Source organism: Bartonella australis AUST/NH1, from assembly GCF_000341355.1.
GTDB classification, from domain to species: Bacteria; Pseudomonadota; Alphaproteobacteria; order Rhizobiales; family Rhizobiaceae; genus Bartonella; species Bartonella australis.
This window is the reverse complement of sequence record NC_020300.1, coordinates 230,488-256,257: the sequence shown is the minus strand read 5'-3', so window position 1 is coordinate 256,257 and position 25,770 is coordinate 230,488. Positions and strand designations below refer to the sequence as shown.

General features: G+C 40.8%; 16 protein-coding genes, 3 tRNA genes and 1 pseudogene. 7 read left to right on the top strand and 13 right to left on the bottom strand.

Features of this window, described 5'->3' with window-relative positions:
• Nucleotides 1-504: 504 nt before the first annotated feature.
• Nucleotides 505-711 (bottom strand): hypothetical protein, encoded by a 207-nt coding sequence (locus tag BANH1_RS07010; RefSeq protein ID WP_051039090.1) that lies wholly within the window; start codon nucleotides 709-711, stop codon nucleotides 505-507.
• Between the two features lie 516 nt (nucleotides 712-1,227).
• On the opposite strand from BANH1_RS07010, the gene folD reads away from it, so the two are divergent.
• A complete protein-coding gene (gene folD / locus BANH1_RS01130) occupies nucleotides 1,228-2,127 on the top strand; it encodes a bifunctional methylenetetrahydrofolate dehydrogenase/methenyltetrahydrofolate cyclohydrolase FolD (RefSeq protein ID WP_015397614.1) in 900 nt (299 codons plus the stop codon).
• A gap of 726 nt (nucleotides 2,128-2,853) precedes the next feature.
• On the opposite strand, the gene BANH1_RS01125 is transcribed toward folD, so the two are convergent.
• From BANH1_RS01125 to BANH1_RS01110, 4 genes are all read right to left on the bottom strand, one after another.
• Nucleotides 2,854-4,137, bottom strand: coding sequence for an NAD(P)/FAD-dependent oxidoreductase (locus tag BANH1_RS01125; protein WP_015397613.1), 1,284 nt, complete (start codon nucleotides 4,135-4,137; stop codon nucleotides 2,854-2,856).
• Between the two features lie 11 nt (nucleotides 4,138-4,148).
• Nucleotides 4,149-5,546, bottom strand: a complete 1,398-nt coding sequence (locus BANH1_RS01120) for a glutamine synthetase family protein (protein WP_420804620.1) — start codon at nucleotides 5,544-5,546, stop codon at nucleotides 4,149-4,151.
• A 173-nt stretch (nucleotides 5,547-5,719) separates the two neighbouring features.
• Nucleotides 5,720-5,796, bottom strand: a tRNA-His gene (locus BANH1_RS01115).
• Between the two features lie 103 nt (nucleotides 5,797-5,899).
• Nucleotides 5,900-6,991 (bottom strand): quinone-dependent dihydroorotate dehydrogenase, encoded by a 1,092-nt coding sequence (locus BANH1_RS01110; RefSeq protein WP_015397611.1) that lies wholly within the window; start codon nucleotides 6,989-6,991, stop codon nucleotides 5,900-5,902.
• 547 nt (nucleotides 6,992-7,538) lie between these two features.
• Between BANH1_RS01110 and mscL the strand changes: the two genes are divergently transcribed.
• Complete coding sequence (mscL, locus tag BANH1_RS01105; protein WP_015397610.1) at nucleotides 7,539-7,952, top strand: large conductance mechanosensitive channel protein MscL; 414 nt, start codon at nucleotides 7,539-7,541, stop codon at nucleotides 7,950-7,952.
• A gap of 336 nt (nucleotides 7,953-8,288) precedes the next feature.
• Here the strand turns inward: mscL and BANH1_RS01095 are convergent, their stop codons facing one another.
• Nucleotides 8,289-10,895 (bottom strand): DNA translocase FtsK, encoded by a 2,607-nt coding sequence (locus tag BANH1_RS01095; RefSeq protein ID WP_015397609.1) that lies wholly within the window; start codon nucleotides 10,893-10,895, stop codon nucleotides 8,289-8,291.
• A gap of 262 nt (nucleotides 10,896-11,157) precedes the next feature.
• Between BANH1_RS01095 and BANH1_RS01090 the strand changes: the two genes are divergently transcribed.
• From BANH1_RS01090 to rpoH, 3 genes are all read left to right on the top strand, one after another.
• Nucleotides 11,158-12,588, top strand: coding sequence for an aldehyde dehydrogenase family protein (locus BANH1_RS01090; RefSeq protein ID WP_015397608.1), 1,431 nt, complete (start codon nucleotides 11,158-11,160; stop codon nucleotides 12,586-12,588).
• 9 nt (nucleotides 12,589-12,597) lie between these two features.
• Nucleotides 12,598-13,602: an RluA family pseudouridine synthase gene (locus BANH1_RS01085; protein ID WP_015397607.1), complete on the top strand. Its 1,005-nt coding sequence runs from the start codon at nucleotides 12,598-12,600 to the stop codon at nucleotides 13,600-13,602.
• A gap of 155 nt (nucleotides 13,603-13,757) precedes the next feature.
• Nucleotides 13,758-14,678 (top strand): RNA polymerase sigma factor RpoH, encoded by a 921-nt coding sequence (gene rpoH, locus BANH1_RS01080; RefSeq protein ID WP_015397606.1) that lies wholly within the window; start codon nucleotides 13,758-13,760, stop codon nucleotides 14,676-14,678.
• 618 nt (nucleotides 14,679-15,296) lie between these two features.
• On the opposite strand, the gene BANH1_RS01075 is transcribed toward rpoH, so the two are convergent.
• The 3 genes from BANH1_RS01075 to BANH1_RS01065 form a co-directional block, all read right to left on the bottom strand.
• Nucleotides 15,297-16,148 (bottom strand): hypothetical protein, encoded by an 852-nt coding sequence (locus BANH1_RS01075; RefSeq protein ID WP_051039089.1) that lies wholly within the window; start codon nucleotides 16,146-16,148, stop codon nucleotides 15,297-15,299.
• 215 nt (nucleotides 16,149-16,363) lie between these two features.
• Nucleotides 16,364-17,653 (bottom strand): adenylosuccinate synthase, encoded by a 1,290-nt coding sequence (locus BANH1_RS01070; RefSeq protein ID WP_015397605.1) that lies wholly within the window; start codon nucleotides 17,651-17,653, stop codon nucleotides 16,364-16,366.
• Between the two features lie 772 nt (nucleotides 17,654-18,425).
• Nucleotides 18,426-19,589 carry a phosphoserine transaminase gene (locus tag BANH1_RS01065; protein WP_041582883.1) on the bottom strand — a complete coding sequence of 388 codons (1,164 nt, stop codon included), beginning with the start codon at nucleotides 19,587-19,589 and terminating at the stop codon, nucleotides 18,426-18,428.
• A gap of 395 nt (nucleotides 19,590-19,984) precedes the next feature.
• On the opposite strand from BANH1_RS01065, the gene BANH1_RS01060 reads away from it, so the two are divergent.
• Nucleotides 19,985-20,060 (top strand) — tRNA-Phe (locus BANH1_RS01060).
• Nucleotides 20,061-20,274: 214 nt separating this feature from the next.
• On the opposite strand, the gene BANH1_RS01055 is transcribed toward BANH1_RS01060, so the two are convergent.
• The 4 genes and pseudogenes from BANH1_RS01055 to BANH1_RS01040 all read right to left on the bottom strand — a co-directional run bounded on the left by BANH1_RS01055 (nucleotide 20,275) and on the right by BANH1_RS01040 (nucleotide 23,623).
• Nucleotides 20,275-20,826 (bottom strand): biotin transporter BioY, encoded by a 552-nt coding sequence (locus tag BANH1_RS01055; RefSeq protein ID WP_015397603.1) that lies wholly within the window; start codon nucleotides 20,824-20,826, stop codon nucleotides 20,275-20,277.
• A gap of 4 nt (nucleotides 20,827-20,830) precedes the next feature.
• Nucleotides 20,831-21,478, bottom strand: a complete 648-nt coding sequence (locus BANH1_RS01050) for an energy-coupling factor transporter transmembrane component T family protein (RefSeq protein WP_015397602.1) — start codon at nucleotides 21,476-21,478, stop codon at nucleotides 20,831-20,833.
• Nucleotides 21,475-22,155 (bottom strand): energy-coupling factor ABC transporter ATP-binding protein, encoded by a 681-nt coding sequence (locus BANH1_RS01045; RefSeq protein WP_015397601.1) that lies wholly within the window; start codon nucleotides 22,153-22,155, stop codon nucleotides 21,475-21,477. Before BANH1_RS01045 ends, BANH1_RS01050 begins: the two co-directional genes overlap by 4 nt.
• Before the next feature lie 36 nt (nucleotides 22,156-22,191).
• Nucleotides 22,192-23,623: pseudogene (locus BANH1_RS01040) on the bottom strand (amino acid permease).
• Between the two features lie 1,141 nt (nucleotides 23,624-24,764).
• Between BANH1_RS01040 and BANH1_RS01035 the strand changes: the two are divergent.
• Nucleotides 24,765-24,837, top strand: a tRNA-Thr gene (locus BANH1_RS01035).
• Nucleotides 24,838-25,770 lie beyond the last annotated feature (933 nt).

Below are 25,770 nucleotides of genomic sequence, written 5' to 3'. Positions count from 1 at the left end.
TGCATAATTTTTTATCGCGTTAAAAAATGAAAATCCCGCATAATAGGCATTTCTAATCCATGCTTAAACATTGATTGCTATTGATCCAAGCCAATATCTGGCTCCAACCAAAAGAATATATTTGATATCTTTCTACCCAAAATGTAATATTCGGGTAATCGCGCCCGCCCTATAAATGTTATGCTGCCACATGAAGAACTAAAATTCTCCTCACGTGGGCTTCTCCCCCCCTGACCAAAACAACAAAGCTTGATCAGCGCTGATCGATAATTCCATCAGCTTTCCGTGCCAACGAGCATTTACGCTAAAATGCGCTGTCTGTACTGATTCTAGACAATTTACAGCTGCATTTAGCCCCGTTATCTTTTGTTATATTAAAAATACCATTACTATAGACCAATACGCTATTTTCAATCGCAATACGCTAAGAGATTGATTTAAAATATTGTATCTGATTTATTTTATCAGAGCTATGTTTTACGACTTCACGAACATTAGCTATTGCTAATCCCAATGCACCTCGCGATCGAGAAATTGTGTTAAAAAACTGGCCACTGTCTCAATAAGTTTTTCCGTAACAAATTGTGGACGTATAATCCGTGTCTCCAAAAAGGAAATACACCCACCGAGGAGATCACCTAAAAAAAGATCGCCTTTCGTCGATTCTGCTTTCATCAAAGGCGCACCATCATCAATTCCTGGTTTTAACATAACTCCTGAAAAGAATACTTTCGAATAGGAAAAAAAGTTAACTATGTAGGATTAAATAATTGCGCATTATAGCCGTGGTCTATGACTTCAGATCTTGTGCTAAACGAGCATGAATTATGCTCGTTGGTACAACATAAAGTCAAATGATGACAACGACCCCGAATAAAAAAAAGATTGTAATAAAAATTTTGCTCGAAAATTTTATTCTACTGACAGGCACAATTTTCTCTATGCTCCCATCCTTATAACAGCTTAGACTCAAGCCAAATTATATAACTTTAAAGCCACTTGAGCCATTTCATAGCTCGATTACTCTTATAAAAACTATATTGGAACAATAATATGAAGGATTATTTGCAAAATAAATATTTTAAATACTTCACAAAAGCTAAAAATAGATAAAAACAATATAACTACTTTTCCTGTTATGACCTAAATGTTTTTATAAAATTCTATCTTATTATTAATAAATGTTCTACAAAAAGTCCAAACAGCCCTATCGAAAGGATCTCCCTCATGAGCAATGTTATTGATGGAAAAAAGCTTGCTGAAGATATTATCACTAAAATTAAAGTTGAAACAAAGAAACTTCGCAACAACCATAAAATACAACCTGGCATCGCTGTTATTATTGTTGGGGATGATCCCGCAAGTCAAATCTATGTTTCATCTAAGAGTAAAAAAGCTGAAGAATGCGGATTTCTTTCGATCAAACATACGCTTTCTAAAGAAACGCGAGAAAAAGAACTGCTCCAGCTCATCGAAATATTAAATTCTGATCCCAAAATTCACGGCATTTTAGTGCAACTCCCCCTCCCTGCTCACATTGATACAAACAAAATAACGCAAGCTATCGCGGTTCAGAAAGATGTTGATGGTTTTCATTATATTAATATGGGAAAATTGGCAGCGAATGCGCTTGAGGATGCAATTGTTCCCTGCACACCAGCTGGCGCTATGATGATGATAGAAAAACAATGCGGGCGAAATTTATCAGGCCTTGATGCTGTTGTCGTCGGACGCTCTAATATTGTCGGCCGACCTATGGCAGCACTATTAACGGCGGCCAATGCCACCGTAACAATCGCTCATAGTCATACCCGCGACATTGAAGAAGTATGCCGCAGCGCCGATATTTTGGTAGCGGCTGTCGGCCGTCCGCAAATGATCAAAAAAAACTGGGTCAAAAATGGTGCTGTCATCATAGACGTCGGCATTAACCGAATTGCGACATCGGAAAAAAATACAGAAAAAACCCGTATCGTTGGTGACGTTGATTTTGAACAAATTAAAGAAAAAGCCGCCGCTATAACTCCTGTACCAGGAGGCGTTGGCCCCATGACTATTGCTATGCTCATGGTCAACACACTCAAAGCCGCTGCTCGAGCTCATAAACTGCCCATCCCAAAATTCTAAGAATTTTCAGCGCTTTCATAATATTTACGTAAATTGCCAGAATTTTTAGCTTCAGCCGTGCTGCTATGGTAGACGCTCTTTTATTAGCACAATTCATCAACGAAAATGCTGCAAAAACAGTATATTGCTGCCAGATTTGCTATTTAAAAAGCCAAATCGCGCCGACCGTTCACACATTAAATGTTTCTAGGCGCCACCATCATGGCTAGGCTATTTGTATGTATAGCCACCAAATACAATATTACTGCCCCGCAATCGCGTAACAAAGCCTCCTAAACCCCTTATATTACGCCGAATATGATAAAAATTGAGCCTGATACACTTAAAACATAACCACCTATCTAATGCAGCTTTTTATTTATGACCTTCTAAAATAGCTTAATTATTTTTAATTCACGACAATTTATTCATTTTTAGCTCTTGATAATAAACCACAATGATAAACTTTTCGCCGTTTGGTACTGGCGCTTTAAAAGCCTCTCCTATTCCTCTTATTATTAAATACAAAAGGGGATAAATATGCTAAATTCCACTGTAGTTCGATAAGCCAAATTGCAACGCTAAAGTAAAAGGCGCTTCGAAATTTAAACGGCGCCAAATACTTTTGTTGCTTTACACTGAGCTATTTCGCGTATATCCGCTCAAAGCTGGCTATTTAAAATTCTCACTGTTAAGTAAATAAACACTGGAGAAATACTGACTTTCTTTATTTAAAACGATAACCAATTATAAGCGATCCATAAAAGAAAACCAACTCATCGCTAAAAATACAAGCGGATAACGTAAAATTTTTCCACCTGGAAAAGGTGAAATCTTTAAATCCTGAAAATATTTAAAACGCTCGCGTCTCCCAGATAGCCATTCAGCGTATAATTTCCCCATAAAGGGAGCAAGCATAACCCCGTGTCCCGAATATCCACCACAATAAGTGATGCCTGATGTTAATTGGCGAACATAGGGCATGCGTTCAACTGTGATCGCCACCGTTGCACCCCAACTATGAGTCAAATTTATGGACCGTAAGTGAGGATAAATTTCAACGATCTGTTGTCGTATACGCGCATCCAAATTAACCGGATGCCGATTATCGTAACTTTCTACTCCGCCAAATAGCAAACAATTATCAATGCTCTTTCGAAAATAACGAACCATAAACCGGGAATCATCCACTGCTTCCCCTCCAGGAAGAATAGAACTATCCTTCGGCAATGGCGCAGTAGCTCCGATGTAAGAGCGAATAGGAATAATATTTTTTTTGACAAAACGCTGGAGCCCAAGATTATATCCATTCGTCGCCAATAGAACATTCTCGGCCGCTATATCGCCTTTCGCTGTTACCACCATGCACCGGCCATTCTCACGCTTTACTGCCGTTACTTGTGCCTTTTCATAAAGTTTAGCGCCAGCTTTTTCTGCTTTTTTTGCTAACCAAACAATCAGCTTTAAGGGATTGATATGGCCAGTTTCTGCATCATAAATACCGCCGTGGTAAAAAGAAGAACCAAGTCGTTCTGTTATTTCAGCTTTGTCCATATAAGAAAGACCGTGATAACCATAACGCTGCATGATTTCAACATGCTGTTGATAAGCTGCCATTTCACGTTTTTTATGGATAACTGAGAGCTGTCCCGGCATAAAGTCTATATTACAATCAGGTGTAGAACAATAAGATAAAACATCTCTTTTCGCTTCTTCAGCTAAATCAAATAGAGCTTTACTCCGCTCAAAACCGTACTTTTTCTCCAATGCTTCCACCCATCGTCGTTGGCCTGTTCCCAATTGGCCACCATTGCGCCCCGAAGCACCATCACCAAAACGTGAAGCCTCTAATAAAACAACATTCATTCCGACTTCGGCTAAATGATAAGCAGCCGAAAGCCCTGTGAAACCGCCTCCAATAATAACTACATCGCACTGCGTTTGTTCGTTAAAAAACGGATAAGAAGGACGCCCTGTTAGAGTGTCTTCATACCAAGAAACTCCCGGAGAAATTGGATTATAATCAATCATAGTGACAATATTTAAACGTTCAGCAAGAGGTATTCACGCTCCCACGGGCTAATCACTTCCATAAAAGTTTCAAATTCTTGCCTTTTAATAGCGGCATAAGTGCTCACGAATGCATCACCTAGAATGGCGCGTAATGCTTTATCTTGCTCAAACAAAGTGACAGCTTCAATCAACCCGCGTGGGAGTTCGATATTATCGGCGTTCACGGTCTTTGTTGCCGGCTTATCCGGCTCAATTTTTTGCTGCAGACCAATTAAACCACAAGCCAGGGAAGCTGCAAGCGCTAAATAAGGATTAGCATCTGACGAAGGTAGCCTATTCTCAACACGCCGCCCCTGTGGAACAGAACGTGGCACGCGAAACGCTGTAGTGCGATTATCATATCCCCACCGCAAATTAACAGGCGCCGAGGCACAAGGCATGAGGCGCCGGTAAGAATTAACATAAGGAGCAAGCATAACAAGCGCCCCGGCCATATGCCTCTGCAACCCGCCGATAAAGTGGCGAAAGCACATACTTTCCCCCCCGTCCTTCTCCGTAAAAATATTAGCACCAGTTTTCTGATTGACGACGGATTGATGGATATGCATAGCAGATCCTGGTTGCCCCTGAATAGGCTTAGCCATAAAAGTTGCGTACATATCGTGTTTAAGCGCTGCCTCGCGGATGGTCCGTTTAAACATAAAAACTTGGTCAGCTAACTCGATGGGGTCGCCGTGACGTAAATTAATTTCAAACTGACCTGCCCCCTCTTCATGAATAAGGGTATCAATTTCTAATCCCTGCGCTTCCGAAAAATGATAAATATCATCAATCAGCTCATCAAACTCGTTTACACCAGCAATCGAATAGCCTTGCCCACCGCCAATTGAGCGCCCAGAACGACCAACTGGAGACATTAAAGGATAATCAGGGTCAGGATTTTTTTGCACTAAATAAAACTCGATTTCTGGTGCAACGACTGGTCTCAACCCCATTTGAGTATAAAAATCTACTACTGTACGCAAAACATTACGCGGCGTATAATCAACAGCCTGCCCATTTTGATATATCAGATCACAAATCACCTGCGCTGTAGGGGCGTCTTCCCATGGTACAATGCTCAATGTAGAAAGATCAGGCTCAAGACGTAAATCACCATCCGTTTTCGGATATTCGAAGCCATTACCATCTTCGGGATAATCTCCCGAAATCGTCGCTATAAAGACTGCTGAAGGTAATGCCAGCGACGTACCTGATGTAAATTTCTTAGAAAGCATCATCTTGCCACGCGCCACGCCTGCCTGATCAGGCGTAATGCATTCGATATCCTCTGCATCCCGAGATGCAAGCCACCGCGAAGCTTGCTCCCAATTTTTCACACCACGCAAATTTTTCAAAAAACCGGCAACCGGCTCACAGTGTTTCATTCGCTCACTATTTCTTACAGCCACAACTATTACTTAAACATGATCGGGCCCACGTTATGGTATCCTTTTATGTATAAATACCGCCGATTCTAAAGGACACCGCAACCTTCATCAAGACAAAACACGCTCTACAATCTCTATGAACCGCTAACCGTGTCGAATGTCACGAAAAATGGTACGGTTGGTGGGATTTGAACCTACGACCTCTGGTGCCACAAACCAGCGCTCTAACCAGCTGAGCTACAACCGCATGATAAACTATTTATCCTCTGCTTGTGTGACATAAGGAAGATCAGAAGAGTTTGCAAGCCCCTTAAAAAAAATCCTGTGTTTTTTGTTGAGAAACAACGGCTTTATTGCGAAGGAAGAGCGTGTTTTGCCCAATATTCGACATTATAATCACGATAATCTTGTATGGTGCCGACGCCGTCTTTCTCCATAAGCTGTAAAACCCCCTTCATAATGGTCACAGCGAGATCTGGCCCCTCATAGACCATCCCACTATACAACTGCACCAAATCTGCACCAGCTTTTATTTTTTCTAAAGCTGTTTGCGCATCCCGCACACCACCAACACCGATGATCGCGATATCTTTCCCTAATTTATGACGCATTTTTGCAAGTACAATGGTGGAAAGCTTAAATAATGGACGTCCTGATAATCCCCCTTCCTCACGAATCAATGTGCTACTCTTGAGATCTTGACGTGAAAGAGTAGTATTACAAACAATCACGCCATCAAAATCAGAAAGCTTCATTTCTTCAGCTATATCGTCTAATTCCTGCTCTGTTAAATCGGGTGCGATCTTTAAAAAAATTGGAACAAGAGCTCCATACTTTTTCTTTTGTTCACGACGCGCTTGTGAAATTGCGCTCATTAGGAGGCGTAAATTATCGCGCGCCTGTAAATCGCGTAAACCTGGTGTATTAGGTGAAGAAATGTTAACCGTGAAATAATCAGCAACATCGTAAAAACGAGCGATACCAGCAGTATAATCGTCAATCTTATTGACTGTATCCTTATTGGCACCGATATTGACTCCTACAATACCTGCCCGTCGGCGCGTGCCAATCCTCTCGTAAACAACTTGGTGCCCATCATTATTAAAGCCCATTCTATTAATAATTGCTTCGTCTTTTATTAGACGAAATAGCCGTGGCTTAGGATTTCCAATTTGTGGTTTTGGCGTAACTGTGCCAATCTCAGTAAAAGCAAATCCTAGACACAGAACAGCATCTATAACCTCTGCGTTCTTATCAAAACCTGCAGCAAGGCCGACGAAATTTTCAAATTCGAGACCTGCAACCGTTACACGCAAACGCTTATCAATGATCTTCTGGCAGCCGTTTAATCCACTTTTTAACCCAGCGATTGCCAGATAGTGTGCACGCTCTGGATCCAACATAAATAAAGCGGGACGGCCAATACAACGAAAGAAACTCATACAGCTTTCTCCAAAAAATCAATATTACTCTTCCCATATTATTGAAGCTCTTAAACATCAAAAATTCATGCTAAAGTGGCATATAATACAATTGAAACTACACCGCACACTATAAAAAATCCCGCAATTAACACTGAATCAAGCTTGTGTTTATAATATTAGTTAAATAAAGTTCTTTATTTTCTTGAAGATATTTTCTAGCCGTCACCCAAATATCGAAAATTTGGTAAATTTACCAATAAAATATACCGTCTTTTCGCCATCTCGTCATAAGGTCTCTGACATAAATTTATAAGTCCGAAATATCTCGCCACTTTAATAATCACAATTCCTGAATTCAAAAATCCTTCCGTTAAGCTGGGCTTTATGAATTATCGCCGCAACTAAATAGGGTACTAACGTAGAAACTTTTTATACAGTCTGATGCCGTTGAATATTAATAATAGCTGCGATATAAAACGGCGAAAAAATAAAGACCACCCTTTCTTTTTTTATCAAAAGCGGTAAGTGGGCTATCATATACTCCATACATAAACGGGAAAATACAATGCTTAAAGAATTTAAAGAATTTGCCTTAAAAGGAAATATGATTGATTTAGCCATCGGTGTGATTATAGGGGGTGCCTTCACTAGCTTAGTTAATTCAATTGTCAATGACATTTTTATGCCGATTATCGGCCTCGTCACAGGCGGTATCGACTTTTCTAATATGTTCCTTCAACTCGCTGGCGAAAAAAAGGCCACCCTGACCGCAGCTAAAGAAGCTGGAGCTACCATAAGCTATGGGCATTTCATAACATTATTCATCAATTTTCTCATTATTTCTTGGATTCTTTTCTTATTTGTCAAGGGAATGAATAAATTGCGCCGGACGCAAGAGGCAGAAAAAAAACCAAAGGCAATGTCTCTTGAAGAACAACTTTTAGCAGAGATCAGAGACCTATTAGCCAAAAAAAAGTAAACTGATAGCTTTAATTTCATTCACGGGGCACAGAGAGAATATTTTTGCAATTGTTCCGTGGTTGCGTCGTAAAAATAAAACAAATCGCCCCAATTCTCTTCTACTATCGTTTGGGGCGCAGTGGTGGTTGCGGAAAAATTCCGGCGGACGTGTTGTCGCGACGAAGGCATTTTCAATAAGCCTACCTTACCTGCCAACAAGCTTGATATAGAACGGCGCTTTTGCATCGTCGCTTTTTGTTAGAGTTTTATTAATGCCCCATAGCAAAAAGCAAGCATGGGGTAGCACCAGTCCTTATAAAATAGCTTATTTCAAAAATTTCCGTTGTTACGTGATTTAAAAATCACCCTGAATATCATTACATTCATCGAGTAAAATTTCGCGTTTACCTACGTGATTAGCAGCCCCGACAATACCTTCTTCTTCCATCCGCTCAACAAGGGAAGCTGCTTTATTATAACCAATTGCAAGCCGGCGCTGTATATAAGATGTTGAGCATTTCCTATCGCGCATCACAATCTCAATAGCTTGCGTATAAAGCTCTCTATTTTCCTCTGCAGAGCTTCCTGCCGCAACAATCCCGGTGGCTGAATCGACAATTCCCTCATCATCATTGTCACTCTCACTATCTGTTATCGTCGCTAAATAATTCGGTTTCCCTTGTACCTTAAGATGTGCCACAACAGATTCGATTTCTTTATCAGAAACAAAAGATCCATGAACACGCGCAATGCGCCCACCACCGGCCATATAAAGCATATCTCCCTGACCCAAGAGCGTCTCCGCACCTTGTTCCCCCAAAATTGTACGGCTATCAATTTTCGATGTTACCTGAAAAGAAATGCGTGTAGGAAAATTCGCCTTAATCGTGCCAGTTATCACGTCAACAGAAGGACGCTGTGTGGCCATAATAAGATGGATACCAGCAGCACGTGCCATTTGCGCCAGACGCTGAATGGTCCCCTCAATTTCTTTACCAGCCACCATCATAAGATCAGCCATTTCGTCAACGATGATGACAATATAAGGTAGCTGCGCCAGATTCATCGCTTCTTCGTGATAAAGCATCTCCCCACTTTCTTTATCAAAGCCAGATTGCACAGTGCACATAATCGTCTCGCCTTTTTCTACCGCAAGCGCAATACGTGCATTGAAACCATCAATATTACGCACACCTAATTTGGCCATTTTGCTGTATCGTTCTTCCATTTCGCGTACCGCCCATTTTAGAGCTGTTACGGCTTTTTTGGGATCAGTCACAACAGGCGTTAAAAGATGCGGAATACCATCGTAAACAGAAAGCTCTAACATCTTCGGATCAACCATAATCAAGCGGCATTGCTCCGGCGTCATTCTATAAAGAATCGACAAAATCATTGTATTAACAGCAACAGATTTCCCCGACCCCGTTGTTCCTGCAACTAATAAATGAGGCATTTTTGCTAATTCCGCAGTTACAGGCTCGCCGTTAATTCCTTTCCCTAAAGCAAGAGCTAATTTAAGTTGGCTATCGCGAAAAGTTCTCGATTGAATTAACTCACTAAAATAGACAGTTTTACGTACTGCATTTGGCAATTCAATTCCGATAACATTATGTCCAGGAATCACAGCGACGCGCGCAGAAATAGCGGACATAGAACGAGCAATATCATCAGAAAGGCCGATAACCCGAGATGATTTTACTCCGGCAGCGGGCTTAAATTCATACATCGTCACCACCGGCCCCGGGCGAACATGAGTAATTTCTCCCTTAACTCCAAAATCTTTCAAAACATTTTCCAAAAGCTCAGCACTACGCTCCAACATTTCCTGAGAAATAATAGTATCATTCTGAAAAATAGGCTCATGTAATAAATTAGCCGGGGGAAGTTTATAGTCATCGTAATCAACAGATTGCAAAATAGGCACAGAAGCGGGAGTATGACTGCGAAATGGCATATTAATGGCCCGAAATGCGTTTCTTTCTTCTTTTACTGCATAAGAATCTGTTGTGCCCTTTGTTTCGTCTACCACCGCGTAATCGGCAACACCGTTGTCCTCGTTGTTTATCGCAATTTCTGTCATATTACCCGCTCCCTGAACAGGGACCTGAATAAAAGGTGACTCTTGATTTTTTTCGGCTTCTTCGTTTTCTTCGAAAACAGATTCAACACCGCGTATCAAAATTTCTCTGCCAGAATTATTCTCAGTATGATCTAAAGCACAAATTTCCTCAGCGTCTTTAATATCTGCTGCCGAAGCTTCTGGCGCAATTGAATCATATAATCGCGGAAAACGATGCTCAAGAACGCGGTAAAAGGAAGTAATTGACTCATCAAAAGCGGAATACATTTCTTGAAAAATTTCATTATCTTGGCACTCCGTCGACCTCGCGGCATCGGTAGACGTCCCCTCTTCGCACAAAATTTTAATACCAGCTTGTTCTAGCATAAAGGGCCCGCACTCGAAAAATGCGTTATCAGAAAGATAAAAAACAGGTTCTATTTTTTGCACTGTATTTTTTACTGACGATGCGTGCTTTTCGGCATTTCCTTCGGTTGATGTTTCAGCAATCTGCTGTACCGGCTGCCTAATGACTGTCGAACAATACAACGATGCCTTATTTTCAACTGATCGAGGATTAACCGCTTTCTCTACTAATTGAGAGTTTACCGTTTTTTTGTCGAATTTTGTAATGCTTGCAAGCCTCTGTTTCTCTTGCTGTGCAAACACTTTAAACTGTTTTGCAAAAATTGGGTCTGTTTCTATGCGGCGACGCAAAATTTCAACCTCTGGTGTCCGTGTAAAACGCACATTCTTTCCGAGGGAAAATGCCTTTTTCCACACTTCTGGATAAGAAAACATCTCAGAAATATCGGGAGATAATGTTTTTTCTGACACAGTTTCCATACTTTGATCAGTGACACAGGGTGCAGAAATAGACTTTATTTTCAAATTACGCATGGTACCCAACAAAATTATAGCAAGGAGAATAATTGCTTTTTCAAAAAGAATGCGCAAATGTTACTTTATGAAGGTTAATAACCTTTTGCTGGTTATCAATTTTCAATGAAAAAAGTTGCCTTTAGCAATTTTACGCACACCAAAAATGAAACCTGCGAGCCTCTACCGTTATTAATAACTGTTAATAAAAGTGCCCTTGTTACAAAGGACTTCAATAGTGTATAATTTGGGAAATAATAAAGATGATATAGGGAATAAGATTATGTTAAATAAGCGGAAATTTTATATCAATGGCCTATGGGAAGAACCAGACGCTGTAAGTGATTTTCATGTCATCGATCCATCAACAGAAAAGCCGTGTGCTATTATCAGCCTCGGCAGCACAAAAGATGCAGATAAAGCAATTACCGCTGCAAAAGGAGCTTTTTATCACTGGAAAATGACAGCGCCACACGAACGTCTTGCCCTTGTTGAAAAAATTTTAGAGATTTATGAAAAACGCTCTGAAGACATGGCCCAAACTATTTCAATGGAGATGGGCGCGCCTATCGATATAGCACGCAATGCGCAAACTGCGTCAGGCAATCGTCATATTCGTAATTTTATCGAAGCTTTTAAAGAGTTTTTTTTCCAAAGAAGTTTAATAGAAGGAAACGATGACGCAATTCTTCAATATGATCCTATCGGCGTCGTAGGATTAATTACTCCGTGGAATTGGCCCATGAATCAAATAACTCTTAAAGTGATTCCCGCGTTATTGGCTGGATGTACAATGGTCCTGAAGCCTTCCGAAATTGCGCCTCTTTCCGCCATGCTCTTTGCTGAAATTTTAGACGAAGCGGCCCTTCCCGCCGGTGTCTTTAATTTAGTCAACGGTGACGGACCCGGCGTAGGCTCGTACCTGTCTTCTCACCCAGATTTAGCAATGATTAGCTTTACCGGCTCAACAAGAGCAGGAAGAGACATTTCTAAAAATGCCGGCGGTACTTTGAAACGAGTCTGCTTAGAACTTGGAGGCAAAGGAGCTAACGTGGTCTTTGCTGACGCGGACGCAAATGCCGTCCAACGCGGTGTGCACCACTGTTTTTATAATAGCGGGCAAAGCTGTAATGCGCCAACACGTATGCTCGTAGAACGCTCAGCCTATGATGCAGCCGTCGCGACAGCCAAGCGTATTGCTGAGAAAGTAACAGTCGGACCTAGCCGTCAAGCGGGAAATCACATTGGTCCCGTAGTATCAAAACAACAATATGATAAAATACAGGCCCTCATTCAATCTGGCATTGACGAAGGTGCAATTCTTATCGCAGGTGGTACTGGCTTACCTACAGGAATGGAACGCGGTTATTACATACGTCCGACAGTCTTTGCCGATGTTAAGCCTGATATGCGTATTTTTCGAGAAGAGATATTTGGTCCAGTCCTCTCGATGACTCCCTTTGATACAGAGGATGAAGCTGTGGCCTTAGCTAATGACACGCACTACGGCCTCACGAACTATATACAATCACAGGACCGGAGCAAATGTCGACGCGTTGCCACGCAATTGCGTTCTGGCATGGTAGAAATTAATGGGTGTGGTTTACCTGATGGAAGTTATTTTGGTGGAGTAAAATTTTCTGGGCGCGCTCGTGAAGGTGGCCGGTGGGGAATTGAAGAATTTCTGGATACCAAAGCGATTTCGCACTGGTAATAGGGCTATATGGTAATCCAAGAAATAACAGATGAGGGTGCTATTGGGCGGCGAATTGATCAATGGCTTGCCGAGCGTTATCAAAGTGAGCTATCGCGTTCGCGTTTACAGACTTTGATTCGTGAAGGCCATCTTAAAATTGACGGACAATTAATAAGGGAATCGAAAACCAAATTAAGACCTAATCAAATAATTGAATTAGTAATACCTGCTCTTAGCGATGCACGTCCTGGAAGCGAAGCTATCGCGCTTGACGTCTTATTTGAAGATGAGCACATCATCGTTATTAATAAACCCGCTGGTCTTGTTGTTCACCCTGGTCACGGCAATTGGACCGGAACATTAGTCAACGCCCTCATTTATCATTGCGGTGATAGTTTATCAGGTATCAATGGTATCAAGCGCCCCGGGATCGTCCACCGCCTCGATAAAAATACAAGCGGCGTTATGGTTATTGCTAAAAATGATTCTGCTCACAAAAGTCTCAGTGCTCAATTTGCCGATCACGGACGTAGCGGTGTATTAGACCGGCGTTACCATGCCCTGATTTGGGGCTTTCCTAGTCGTAATGTTGCCACTATCAATGCCTTCCTCGGCCGCTCCCCCTATGATCGAACAAAACGAGCTGTTGTCCTTAGCCAGAAAGCTGATGCTCGCCAAGCTATTACGCACTTTTCTCTGCTCGAAAAATACGGAACCCGCGCAGATACAACGCCTTTTGCTAGTTTGCTAGAATGCCGATTAGAAACCGGGCGCACACACCAGATCCGTGTCCATATGGCTCATATCGGGCATCCATTGGTGGGCGACGTAGTGTACGGAAATGCTTTTAAAACGAAAGCAAACGCGCTTAGTCCTGCAATTCAAAATATTATTAATCAATTTAATCGGCAAGCACTCCACGCAGCCAGCCTCACCTTTGAGCATCCTGTTACGGGTTGTATTGTATCTTTTTCCACACCTCCCCCTCGGGATATGGCTGAACTTATCAGCCATTTGAGAAAACTTAATTGAAACTTTTAGTCGTCTCAATGAGTTCATGATCAAATATCTATTTTTAGACAAAGTTTAAAATTACAGTCGTGCAAATGAGGCAGGGGATGCTTATATTAGTGTTCGTAAATAGAATTCGCCTTATCAGGGGATTCGTGTAAAAGGAGGGTGCTATTATGGCCCATGTAAATTTATCATTAGTAACAGCAGGTGATGGGGGCCTCGATCGTTACTTAGAGGAAATACGTCGTTTTCCGATGCTTAAGCCGAAGGAAGAATATATGTTAGCTGAGCGTTATCGTGAACATGGCGATTCGAAGGCGGCGCATAGGTTGGTAACTAGTCATTTGCGCCTCGTGGCTAAAATTGCAATGGAATATCGGGGCTATGGTTTGCCTATCGGGGAGGTCATTTCGGAAGGTAACATAGGGCTCATGCAAGCCGTCAAACGTTTCGAACCAAAACGTGGTTTTCGCCTCGCAACTTACGCGATGTGGTGGATTAAAGCATCAATTCAAGAGTACGTTTTGCGGTCATGGAGTTTGGTGAAAATGGGGACGACAGCTAATCAGAAGCGTCTATTCTTCAACCTTCGCAAATTAAAAAATAAACTTCAGACCCTCGATAACGGCGATCTTAACGCGGAACAAGTGAAAGAAATTGCAACCCGGTTAAATGTTACAGAAAACGAAGTTGTATCAATGAATCGCCGCCTTAGTGGCGATGTTTCACTCAATGCACCTCTTCGTACAAACGAAGACCAAAGCTGCGAGTGGCAAGATTGGTTGGTCGATGATTCGGATAGCCAAGAACAAATTTTGGTCGAGCAAGATGAATTAGAGAATCGCCGCTCCATGTTGACGCAGGCTGTGAGCGAGCTCAATGAGCGCGAAAAGCGCATATTTGAAGCTCGTCGCTTAAATGATGCACCGCTGACTTTAGAGGAACTTTCGGGTGAATTCGGCATCAGCCGGGAGCGTGTGAGGCAAATTGAAATGCGTGCATTTGAAAAAGTACAAAAGGCTATGAGGGCTTTTACCTCGTCTCAGCAGCAAACACGAGAGCAGCTTTGTTTTCGTATTTCTAAAGTTAATTGAAGCTAGGCGCGAATGCAGCGTGCTTGCACCCTGCGGGCCGTACTATGAGTGTTTATTTGTGGGGGGGTGGTTTTCGATCCCACGTATGGCAGTGCCCTGCTTTTTTAGAAAAGGGATGTCGGGTTGTCCGTTTACGCAGGCGGTAATCTGGCTGATTTTTGCACTAGCTCTCCGGCCTGCGTGCGGTTGTTTCGCCGCTTACCGAAATAATCCGGTCTAATTCGCGTGCCGATCGTAAATTCGGTAAAAAAGTAGGGTCATTACCGCTTAATGTAAAAAAAGTTATCACCAATCTTAGCTGAGATAATTATCATTGAGACATACACGACCGGCCGTTTACTTTTATCAAAAGTCAACGCTCATGTGTCACTTGTGGCGAAAAACAAATCCATAACGCAAGCAATAAAGAAAAGAAGATTGAAATTACGACATAAAGCCAACCGCAGCAAAATCCCCTTCTCCGGAATCGTTATACCGCCCTATATAGCTCATTTTTCTAGCGCTTCTTCAACAAAAATTTCCTTTTATGATATGATTAGTCTGTCCCGAACCGGCCATTACATCTTTTCCTACATCATAATCTACGCCTTTTGATAAAACATAGCTTGGTCTAGCTACTCAGCGACAGCAACTGTTATCAGCCCCTATATCATTTAAAGATTCTGCTTGTTCAGCTGGACCAACATCGATCTCTCTTCCATTATCTAATAGACGTTGTGTCAATTTCCGCTTCCCTTGAACTACTTTCGGCAACCCCTCAACGACTTGAGCATCTGCCGCCTTTAAGGGATGATTTTCTGATATAAATATACGCCCAAAAATAATAAAAATACTGATGAATAAGATTACAAGACCAACGAAAGCAATGATGCCTACCAAGATACGCCTTCGTACAGATGACCTATTCGTGCGCCGCAAAGCTTGAGAAAAAATATGCGAAACGATATGGGAATTATCTTCTTGTGGAGTCGAAGTGCTTACCGCACGCGTTCTTTTTTTAGCGCTCCGATCTATTTCATGCGCGTAACTAACCCAAAGATCTTCAATATTAGCAGGCTCTACGCCTGGAACACCTGATATTACAGAAGGCTCATCAAATACCTTATCACCGATTAAACCCGCAACAGATGATTTTTGTATTTTTTTTGTAGTAGAAACCGAAACGCCATTACTTTCCGATAGTGCAGAATCTTGCTTGCCCTCGCCAGCACCAATCTCGTCTATAGGTTTCCACCCAATAATCGAAGAAAGTAATTCCTCTTCAATAGCTAAATACTCTTTTTCAACAGTCGCAATAGCACTCTGTAGGGCTTTTCTTTGTGCGTTCGCTGCAGCTTTAGAGATTTTAACTTCTCCAAATTTGCGTTCCAAAGTTTCGGTGGCACGCTCATAAATTCGCTCACGTAATTGCGGCGTGACATTATCTTGCGCATTAATCGTCTTTTTTAAGATTCCAACGAAATCTATCATATCCTATATATTCTTTCTCAAGCTCAAGAAAAAAAATTTCGGTGTAATAGGACTTAAAATGCTCTTAAGTTCTTACTTAACAATTTATATCAGCACAAACAGCACAAAAATTTTAAAAAAACATCGACATATCGCTTTGCTCCCTTCCTGTCATACACTCCTTAAACTTCATCTTAACTACAAATTAAAACCGGCATTAACACCTACAAAAACGATCAATCTGCGAAAGGATCGGTAATGAGAATTGTATCTCCACGCTCAGGGCCAGTTGACAATAAGGCCACCGATGTGCCAATTAATTCTTCGATATAGCGTACATATTTGACGGCCTGTACCGGTAATTCTTTCCAGCAACGTACATGTGCCGTCGTTCCCTTCCAACCCTCTAATATTTCATAAATTGGCTTCACACGGGCTTGCGCGCCTATAGAAGATGGCAAATAATCAATTCTCTTACCGTTAAGTTCATAGCCAACACAAATTTTAATTTTGTCCAGACCATCTAACACATCGAGCTTTGTTAACGCGATACCACAAACGCCGCAAATAGCTACCATCTGGCGTACTGCCACAGCGTCAAACCAACCGCATCGGCGTTCTCTGTTGGTCACAACGCCAAATTCTTTCCCGTGTGTTCTGAGAAATTTACCAATATCATTCACCTGTTCTGTCGGAAACGGTCCCTCTCCTACACGTGTAGTATAAGCTTTCACAATACCCAAAACGTACTGAACTGAACCAGGCCCCATACCTGAACCGGTGAAAACTTGCCCAGGAATTGTATTAGACGATGTTACATAAGGATAAGTACCAAAATCATTATCCAACAACGCGCCTTGTGCACCCTCAAAAAGAATGCGCTGTCCCGTACGATAGCTTTCATCCAAAAGACGCCACGTACAATCCATAAAAGGCAAAATTTCATCAGCAACTTGCATTAATTCATCATACAGTGTTTGTGCGCTAATTTCTGTGAAGCCCATACCAAGACGCAATGCGTTGTGGTGTCTCAAAAGTCGCTCAATCTTAGCCATAAGCGTGTCAGCTTCTGCTAAATCCATTACACGAATAGAACGGCGGCCTACTTTGTCTTCGTAAGCAGGCCCAATACCGCGCTTTGTTGTGCCGATTATTAAATCCGACATACCATTTTCCCGCGCTTCATCGAGGTCACGATGTACAGAAAGAATTAAAGGAGCGTTTTCAGCGATACGCAAAACTTCCGGTGTAATCTTTACGCCTTGGGCGCGTAATTTTTTTAGTTCTGCCACAAAATGGTGAGGGTCAACCACCACGCCATTACCGATAATCGATAACTTACCGCGAACCAAACCAGACGGCAAAAGCGACAATTTATAACTCACTCCATCAATAACCAATGTATGGCCCGCATTGTGGCCCCCTTGATATCTGACCACAACATCTGCTCGCTCAGATAACCAGTCTACGATTTTACCCTTGCCCTCATCTCCCCATTGTGTACCGACAACTACTACATTGGCCATAATTTTCTCCGTTATGTTTGGCAAAGTAACCCCAGCATTCGAAAATAAGAGGCTTCTTATAGCGAAACCTCATAGCAGACGCGGCTCTTCACCTCAATTTTTTACCAATCCCTGTATTAAGCCGAAAATTCCTCGATAATCAAAATAAATCACGCCCCAGTGAGAAACATATTTTTATTATACTAAACAGTCTTTTGAAAAAAATTAGGGTATTAGGTTATTATTTTTGCTGAAATAGTGCTGACCTCCACACAATAATTGACATCAAAAATAAATATTTTTGTTGCCAAACGTAATCCATAAAAAACGCTAGCACTTCTCGCGACGGTGCTGCCCAAGTGTGTGTCAGATATAAAAGCAATATTATGCGCACCGTGTGTATCCATATTTTCAAAATACTTCTCTAAAAAAAATTCAACATAAGAGTCTAAAATTCCAACGAACTAAAAAAAGCTTTTAAAAATCTGTTTCTTCCGTATTAATGCGGCGGTCTTTTTCATCGTGCCATTCACCAAAATAAGCAGCGAGAAGACAAATTCTTTGAGCTCCCTTAAATCAATTGTAATATCTAGTTTATATGCATGGGCCAGAAATAAAAAAGCTAAAAGATCATAATAATGGTTAATTCTGGAATCGATATTGCTGCAACCTAATAATATCCGACATCTTACTGATAACAGTGAGTCTTATAATTCAATGATTTTCAGATTTTATTCAAATACAATCGGTAAAAATTCATGAAAAACAGCACATAAAAACTATCAAGAGTTACTTAAAGACGAGATTTTTCGATCTGAAATGACCATTCAATCCATTCCGTTAACGATTCAAGGTCAGAAGCCTCAATCGTCGCGCCTGTCCAAATCCGAAACCCTGGGGGAGCATTTCGGTGCCCGCCAATATCGTGAGCAATACCTGCTTCATCAAGACGAGCTACGACCGATTGCACGAAAGATGCCTGCACTTTAGTATCTAAGGAAGAAATAACCGGATCTACAATTGTTAGACAAACGGATGTGTTGGAGCGTGTTTGAGGGACTTTTGCTAAATTCTCTACCCAAGGTGTTTTGCGAACAAAAGCATCAAGAACGGCAAAGTTCTTATCAGCACGTGCTATTAATGCCTTTAATCCCCCCAGTGATTTCGCCCACTTTAATGCATCAAGATAATCTTCAACGCACAACAGAGAAGGTGTATTAATTGTTTCTCCCTTAAAAATACCTTCGTTCAACTTTCCACCTTTTGTTATACGGAAAATTTTGGGCAAAGGCCAAGTAGGAGCATAATGCTCGAGCCGCTCAACAGCACGAGGGCTCAAAATCAGCATACCATGCGCTGCTTCACCCCCCAAAACTTTTTGCCATGAAAAAGTGACAACATCTAATTTTGAAAAATCGAGATTTTGTGCAAAAACAGCTGATGTCGCATCACAAATTGTCAAACCTGCACGCTTATCTGCGATAAAACAAGCACTAGGAACACGCACACCAGAAGTTGTTCCATTCCATGTGAATACAACGTCACGATCAAAATCAATTTGAGTTAAATCTGGCAATTCACCGTAGGGTGCTTCTAATCGACGCACATCAGAAAGCTTTAATTGTTGGACAACATCAGTGATCCAATCTGAACCAAAGCTTTCCCACGACACCATATCAACGCCCCGTTGGCCCAATAAAGACCACAGAGCTATCTCAATAGCGCCCGTGTCTGAAGCAGGCACAATGCCGATACGGTAATCAGATGGAACTTCAAGGACATCACGAGTTAAATCGATTGCCTCAGCAAGCCTTGATCTACCCGTTCTGCTACGATGTGAACGCCCAAGCAATGCATTTTTAAGAATCTCAACCGTCCAACCAGGCCGCTTACTACAAGGACCAGAAGAAAAATTAGGATTCCCCGGCCGGCAAATCGGTTCCTTTAACATCATCATTTATCCTATCCTTTTGGTCAACTCGCCTTCCACTAAAAAAGGACATTTCTCTAAAGAAATTACACCGATAATTGAGGCTGGTTAACGCAAATATCAATTTTTTTCATTTATTTTGCAAAATTAAAGCACAATGAGCCTTCTCCAACAATAAACATTTCAATCAATTATATCTCTTGAAAAGGGAGATCTCCCCGCTTCCACCGAGAGGAAGTAACATGCTTATCACGACGCACCCAATGTACACAACGTATCTATCAAGTTAGTCTCGCAAAAGGATAATTGTATATCTGGGGATATAAAGGTAAACTTATGAAAAATCGATTATTTTTATTTTGACGCCTAGACAGAAAGAATTTTGATGCTATAACCGCACACGCTTTATGCATTTATGAAGCGCCCAGATAGCTCAGTAGGTAGAGCAGCGGACTGAAAATCCGCGTGTCCGTGGTTCGAATCCGCGTCTGGGCACCATAATATCTATAAAATACAATAAAAATAATAAATTATAGAAATATATTTTAGCTCGCCTCTCGTCCCTCCTCCCGGAGCCCCTTTCACTCGTTATCTTCTCTCTCATTAAAAGATAAAAAGATGAGAAAGAAGCTATTAGCACATTCTTTCTCTTCCTTCCTTTTTAAGCTTTCAGTATGCCACTCTCTAAAACCCTTGTAATAAGTGCTTATTACTAACTCTTTGGGTGAATGAGAGGAACAGATTTTTTGACAGTCATTGCTATAAAGGATGCAATTAGAACCTTTAAACAGCCGCCAGGCAAAAAACCTAATGAAATCGTCGCAGCCGCCAGTAAAGAAAGATTCAGTATATAAGCCATCCATGGTATCCCAAAAAGATACACAATACCGATACCGCCCACAGCATTTATTATAATCAAAATAACGAAGTTGAGTCGCTTCCAAAGTAATTCGACCATGAAGCCAATGAAAAACGCCGCAAACGGAAAGCCAATCATATAACCGCCACCAGGTCCTAAAAAGACAACAATGCCCCCGCGTCCACCAGCTAACACAGGCACTCCAATAGCAACTAGAATAAGGAAACATACTGATGCCAGAGCCCCTCTTTTCGCCCCCAATATAGAACCTGCTAGCATCGGTCCCATAGACTGCGCGGTAATAGGAACCCCGGAAAAAAAAGGTAAAAAAATAGGAGGGAACAAACCTAATACCGCGTAAACAGCGGTGAATAAAGCGATATAAGCTAAATCTTTTGTACTCACTTACTTACTCCTTTAAAATAGAATTTTTATCATCGCATGATATCTCGCTGTCTGTAACTGTATCATAAGAACGCGCTTCTAATGCTTCAGCAACCTCTGAGGCCATTCTCATTGTTCGTATAATAAGAGGTATTGCAAGAACTGTAATATGCGCATCAAGTCCGCGTGCCCGCTGCGCTTCCCGCACCTCATTGAATTTTTCGATAATAACCGGGATAAATCTAATCGCCATCGATAAAACTATACTCAATTTTGATGGATTTACACCAAAGCGCTGAAAAGGCCGGAGCCCTCCTTCAACTGACTCCATCATATCTGAAACTTTTGTTGTTAAGGGAACTAGAAATGCTAAAAAAATAAGAATAATAAAACGTAATATGACTTTTAAACCCACAAGCCAATTATCAAAAACAGTGTGAAAGACAAATATAAATATTAAAAACGGCCCTATCAATCTAAATTGCTGCACTACCTTTTTAAAAGGAACCTGAGCGATAACATATAATAAAGCCACCAATAATAATAATAGTGAAAGAACGGACACAGACGAAACCATAAAAATAATGGTCCCGCAAACAGTGAGAGATAACAGCTTAATCCCCGGCCTAAGCCTATGCATAAAGCTGTCTCGAGGAAGATATAAACCTATCATGACATACTTCTTACATATTTTTTGATAGCAATCGAAGGTATATCATCAATAATTATTTCCCCCTTATCAAACACCAAAACTCTATCAAATGTCTTAAGAAATTGTAAATCATGAGATACGACAATTGCTGTTTGCGGCAACTCCTTTATAACCTGCGTAATACGCCGTTTATTTCTCAAATCAAGTAATGTCGTTGGCTCGTCAAAAACAATATAATCCGGTTTCATTGCCACAACACCAGAAATAGCAATCAGTTGTTTTTGTCCACCACTTAACGAATGAACTGGGTGATTTCTGTAAAATTGGAGGTCATAACGTTGTAAAATTTCGTCTACTCGTTCTCTGATTTCGTCCTTACTGAGTTTCAAATTTTTAAGACCAAAAGATAAATCTTCTTCCACTAACGGCAACACGATCTGGTTATCGGGATTTTGAAAAACAAACCCAATTTTACGCTTCACCGCCTTTGCATCACGCTTCGTATCAAGTCCGTCAACGCTCACAGAGCCATTTGATGGCAACTGTAAACCATTAATAAGGCGGATAAACGTACTCTTCCCGGAGCCATTCGCGCCGATAACCGCGACTCGCTTCTCACTGAGCTGCACAGTCACGTCTCTCACCGCACACAAATCACCAAAAACTCGTGTTACCTTATCGAATTTTATTATCCCCAAAGCTTTATCCCAACTAATCCTTGTATATTACTTCTTCTAAAATTGCCTCTTGAATCTGCACCCTAACAGTAAAAGCAAACACTATACAGGAAATAATGACTACCAAACTCATATCAGGCCTATGTCCAGGAATACGTGGCCAAACAGATACTGTTTTTATTCTTACCGCGTCAAAAAGTTGAGTCATTAATCCATTTTGCCCAAATCCGCTTACAAACATGATGCAAAATAACAATGCAAGAAAGCAAAGGCAAAAATAATTAGCGTGAGAGTATAAACCAAATGCATAAATAAATGAATTTTTTTCGCTTTTACGAGTTTTTCTAAATTTCAAATGGGTAATAACAATGATAGCCCAAGTGATGACCGTCGCCGCGGTTGCAACAGCCATAATATGCATAAAACTATTATCCAGCATAAGCATATTAACGACGATAATTATTGCAGCACAAAATGATGAAAAAAGAACAGCGACATAAGGAATACGGGCAGCGCTAAGCTTACTAAAAATACGAGGCGCATTTTTTTGAATAGCTAAACTATAAAGCATATGGCTACTGGGATAAACGCTGCTATTGTAAACCGAGGTAGCGGCCATAATCACTACAAAATTCGAAATGTGACTAGCCGCGGGAATTCCTACAGTCTCAAAAATAGTTGCAAAAGGGTTACCGTTTTTCTCAATCATATTCCACGAACTTATCATCATAATAACGATGATAGAGCCAATATAAAAAATCACAACCCTCTACACAACCTCACGGATAGCAGCCGGAATCGTTTTTTGTGGATTCGGTACTTCCCCATCGGCAACACCAATGAGCTCCGTTCCGCCAAAGGAAAACATCACCACATAAGTAGCTGAAATAATCCCCTCCACTCTGTGAAGAAAAAACCGCCCTGATCCCAAAGATAGCGAACGCTTGCTTGACTACCATGCATTCCAGTTACGACAAGAAAAATTCCCAAAATAATCATACCAACGATAGTAATTACCTTGATCAAAGCTAAACAAAATTCAAATTCTCCAAAAACACGCACATCAACAAGGTTCACCAATGTAACAAACAAAAAAACAACAAGGGACGATTTCCAATGATCTATAGAAATCCAATAATCGAGGTAAAACCCGATAACTGGGAGTTCAGTCATACTGATTAGAATAAGAAGAAACCAATAATTCCAACCTGTAACAAAACCGACAAAGCATTCTCAATTATTTATAAGCAAAGAAAATAAAAGCGCCCGACGCTGGCTCTTTTACCGACACTTCGCCGAGCATCCACGTGATAAAGCAGATAACAAATCCCCTAAAAAGATAAGCTACGACGGCCGAGGGGCCAGCTAATTGAATAGCCTCTTTTGGTCCATAAAAAAGACCTGTTCCAATAATCCTCCCCCCAAGCAATCATTTGAACATGGCGATTTGAAGGTCGCACTTCAGTTCATTCCGTTTTTCTTTGAGCATCATTCCCCATTACTGTCGTGCGCTCAACCTAAAGCTCTACGGAAAAGGCCAATCATAATTTTGTGTACCTTTCTTTAAAAAAAAATCGTAAAGCAGTAAACGCTAATTTATTTTTTTAGCATGATGCAACTACTTATTTTTTCACGAGTTACGAGGATATTAACCCACTAAAATAATTAGGAAAAATATGCTTCGTCCTTTATTGAAATTAATGGCATTTATTCTCGTCACGTTGACAGTTATAACATTTGTCACCGATAGTGTGCATTCCATAAGCGCATCGCACTGGACCGTAACCCCTTTCAATAAGACAGTAGCATACTTCTTTCAGACCGATATCTATAGCCTCAATCAGTTTATACGCTGTTTTACGCCATCTTTTCTGTCTTCAATATGCGTCACTCTAACCTATCTGCCAACTTGGTTTATCTTGGGCACTTTGGCGGTAATATTTTGTATCTTAAGCCGCGAAAAACAAGAACCTCTTCATAAAATTTCATACAGAATGGAAAAATATATTTGATATTAGAACACTGTTTTTAAAAGACGCGAATTAAAAGCATCCCACCCTAAGCATATAGACAACCGCGCAGACTACCATAAGCTATTCTAGCAAACTGAAAACACTTATTTACGCCCAAATTTTGCTCCCAACACCGTTTATAAGACGGTTTATGTGAGAAAATTCTAAAATGTCGGAATAGCCAAGGTAAGTGCTCACGGCCTCCGATCTTATCTTCTCAAGCAGTTTTCCCTATGTTTCGGATAAACCGCCCCCACACAAGCAATACACCGAGAAAATGATACTGGTACAGTTTGTAAAACAAAACCTTTTGAGATTCTCAAAAAAAATTAAAAGGCCGCTATGGTACGAAGAGAATGAGCGTAAATCAATTCGGTAAAAATATATCTAAGTTTATTAAAAAATCCCTTATATCGACCGCTCCCGTAAAAATGAAAAGCACCTCTACACTAAACGGCCATTTTATTGATCCTACCTCTTTATAAATATCTTATCTCTAATCTACCTAGGGACCATAACTTATAAATTATTGAAAAAAATTGTGCGCTTGCTTTTAAACATAGTTTTAGTTATTACCCTCAGGCAAACTTTCGTTCAATTGACAGAGTATAGCCCCATGCCGCATTAGCTCAGTTGGTAGAGCACATCATTCGTAATGATGGGGTCGCTGGTTCGAATCCGGCATGCGGCACCGCTATTACTGGATATTTATGATAGCAAATTAATATAAAACTTTTGTGATTGTATTAATAATTTTTTTAATCACCTCACGAAATACACTTTATATGTCATAATATCGGTCGATGTGGGGAAAAAATACGCGGATATAATTAACACGCAGAGCATTTAATTTCCTGCACATAGCGAAATTTCGCTGGTTAGGGTTCGATAATTAAGAGATAAGGAAGCAATCACCCCCCCTGCTGCGTGCTAGTGCTACTTAATTTCTGAGATTCAAAGCATTACAAACACCAGAAATACAGTCAAATACCGCTTTATAGTGTTTACGAAGTTTACTGTTTTCGCTGTTTACTGGACGGTGCCTTCGAATATTTAGATAGGTTTTTTATCATCCAACCTATAATAAATCGCCTCGATATCATAGCATATTCAAAAACATACTCATCGCAGCTCTCTTCTGGGTGCAAAACATCGTTCACGAATATATCACCATAGCGCTGCTGTAAGGTATTTTTCAAGTTGTTGGCGAAGAATTCTGCCGACATCAATGTGATTAGCATAGCCAATATTTTTTAACGACCACTTTTTGTAACGTAGTGTTTTCTCTATATACGTCATCTTATGGATATCGACACAGAAACATTAACGCACATATATGCATATTATAAACTATTGTTATACAATATAATTTATACTGCACAACCTTATCGAAGATGACATACGATGCAAACGCGAACTTAAATCTCTTTGATATGGCGAATACTCTTATTCCTTTTAAAAGCTATTCATCATAAGTAAATAGACCATAAATAATCGGACAGATCCACGACTAACCAAATAATCATTATTCCTTTCTCAATCTATACAGGTACGTGGGCGCACTACCCCCTGACCTAAATTCGTTAACAATTAAAATACCCGCTATAATTCAGGGAAGGTATAG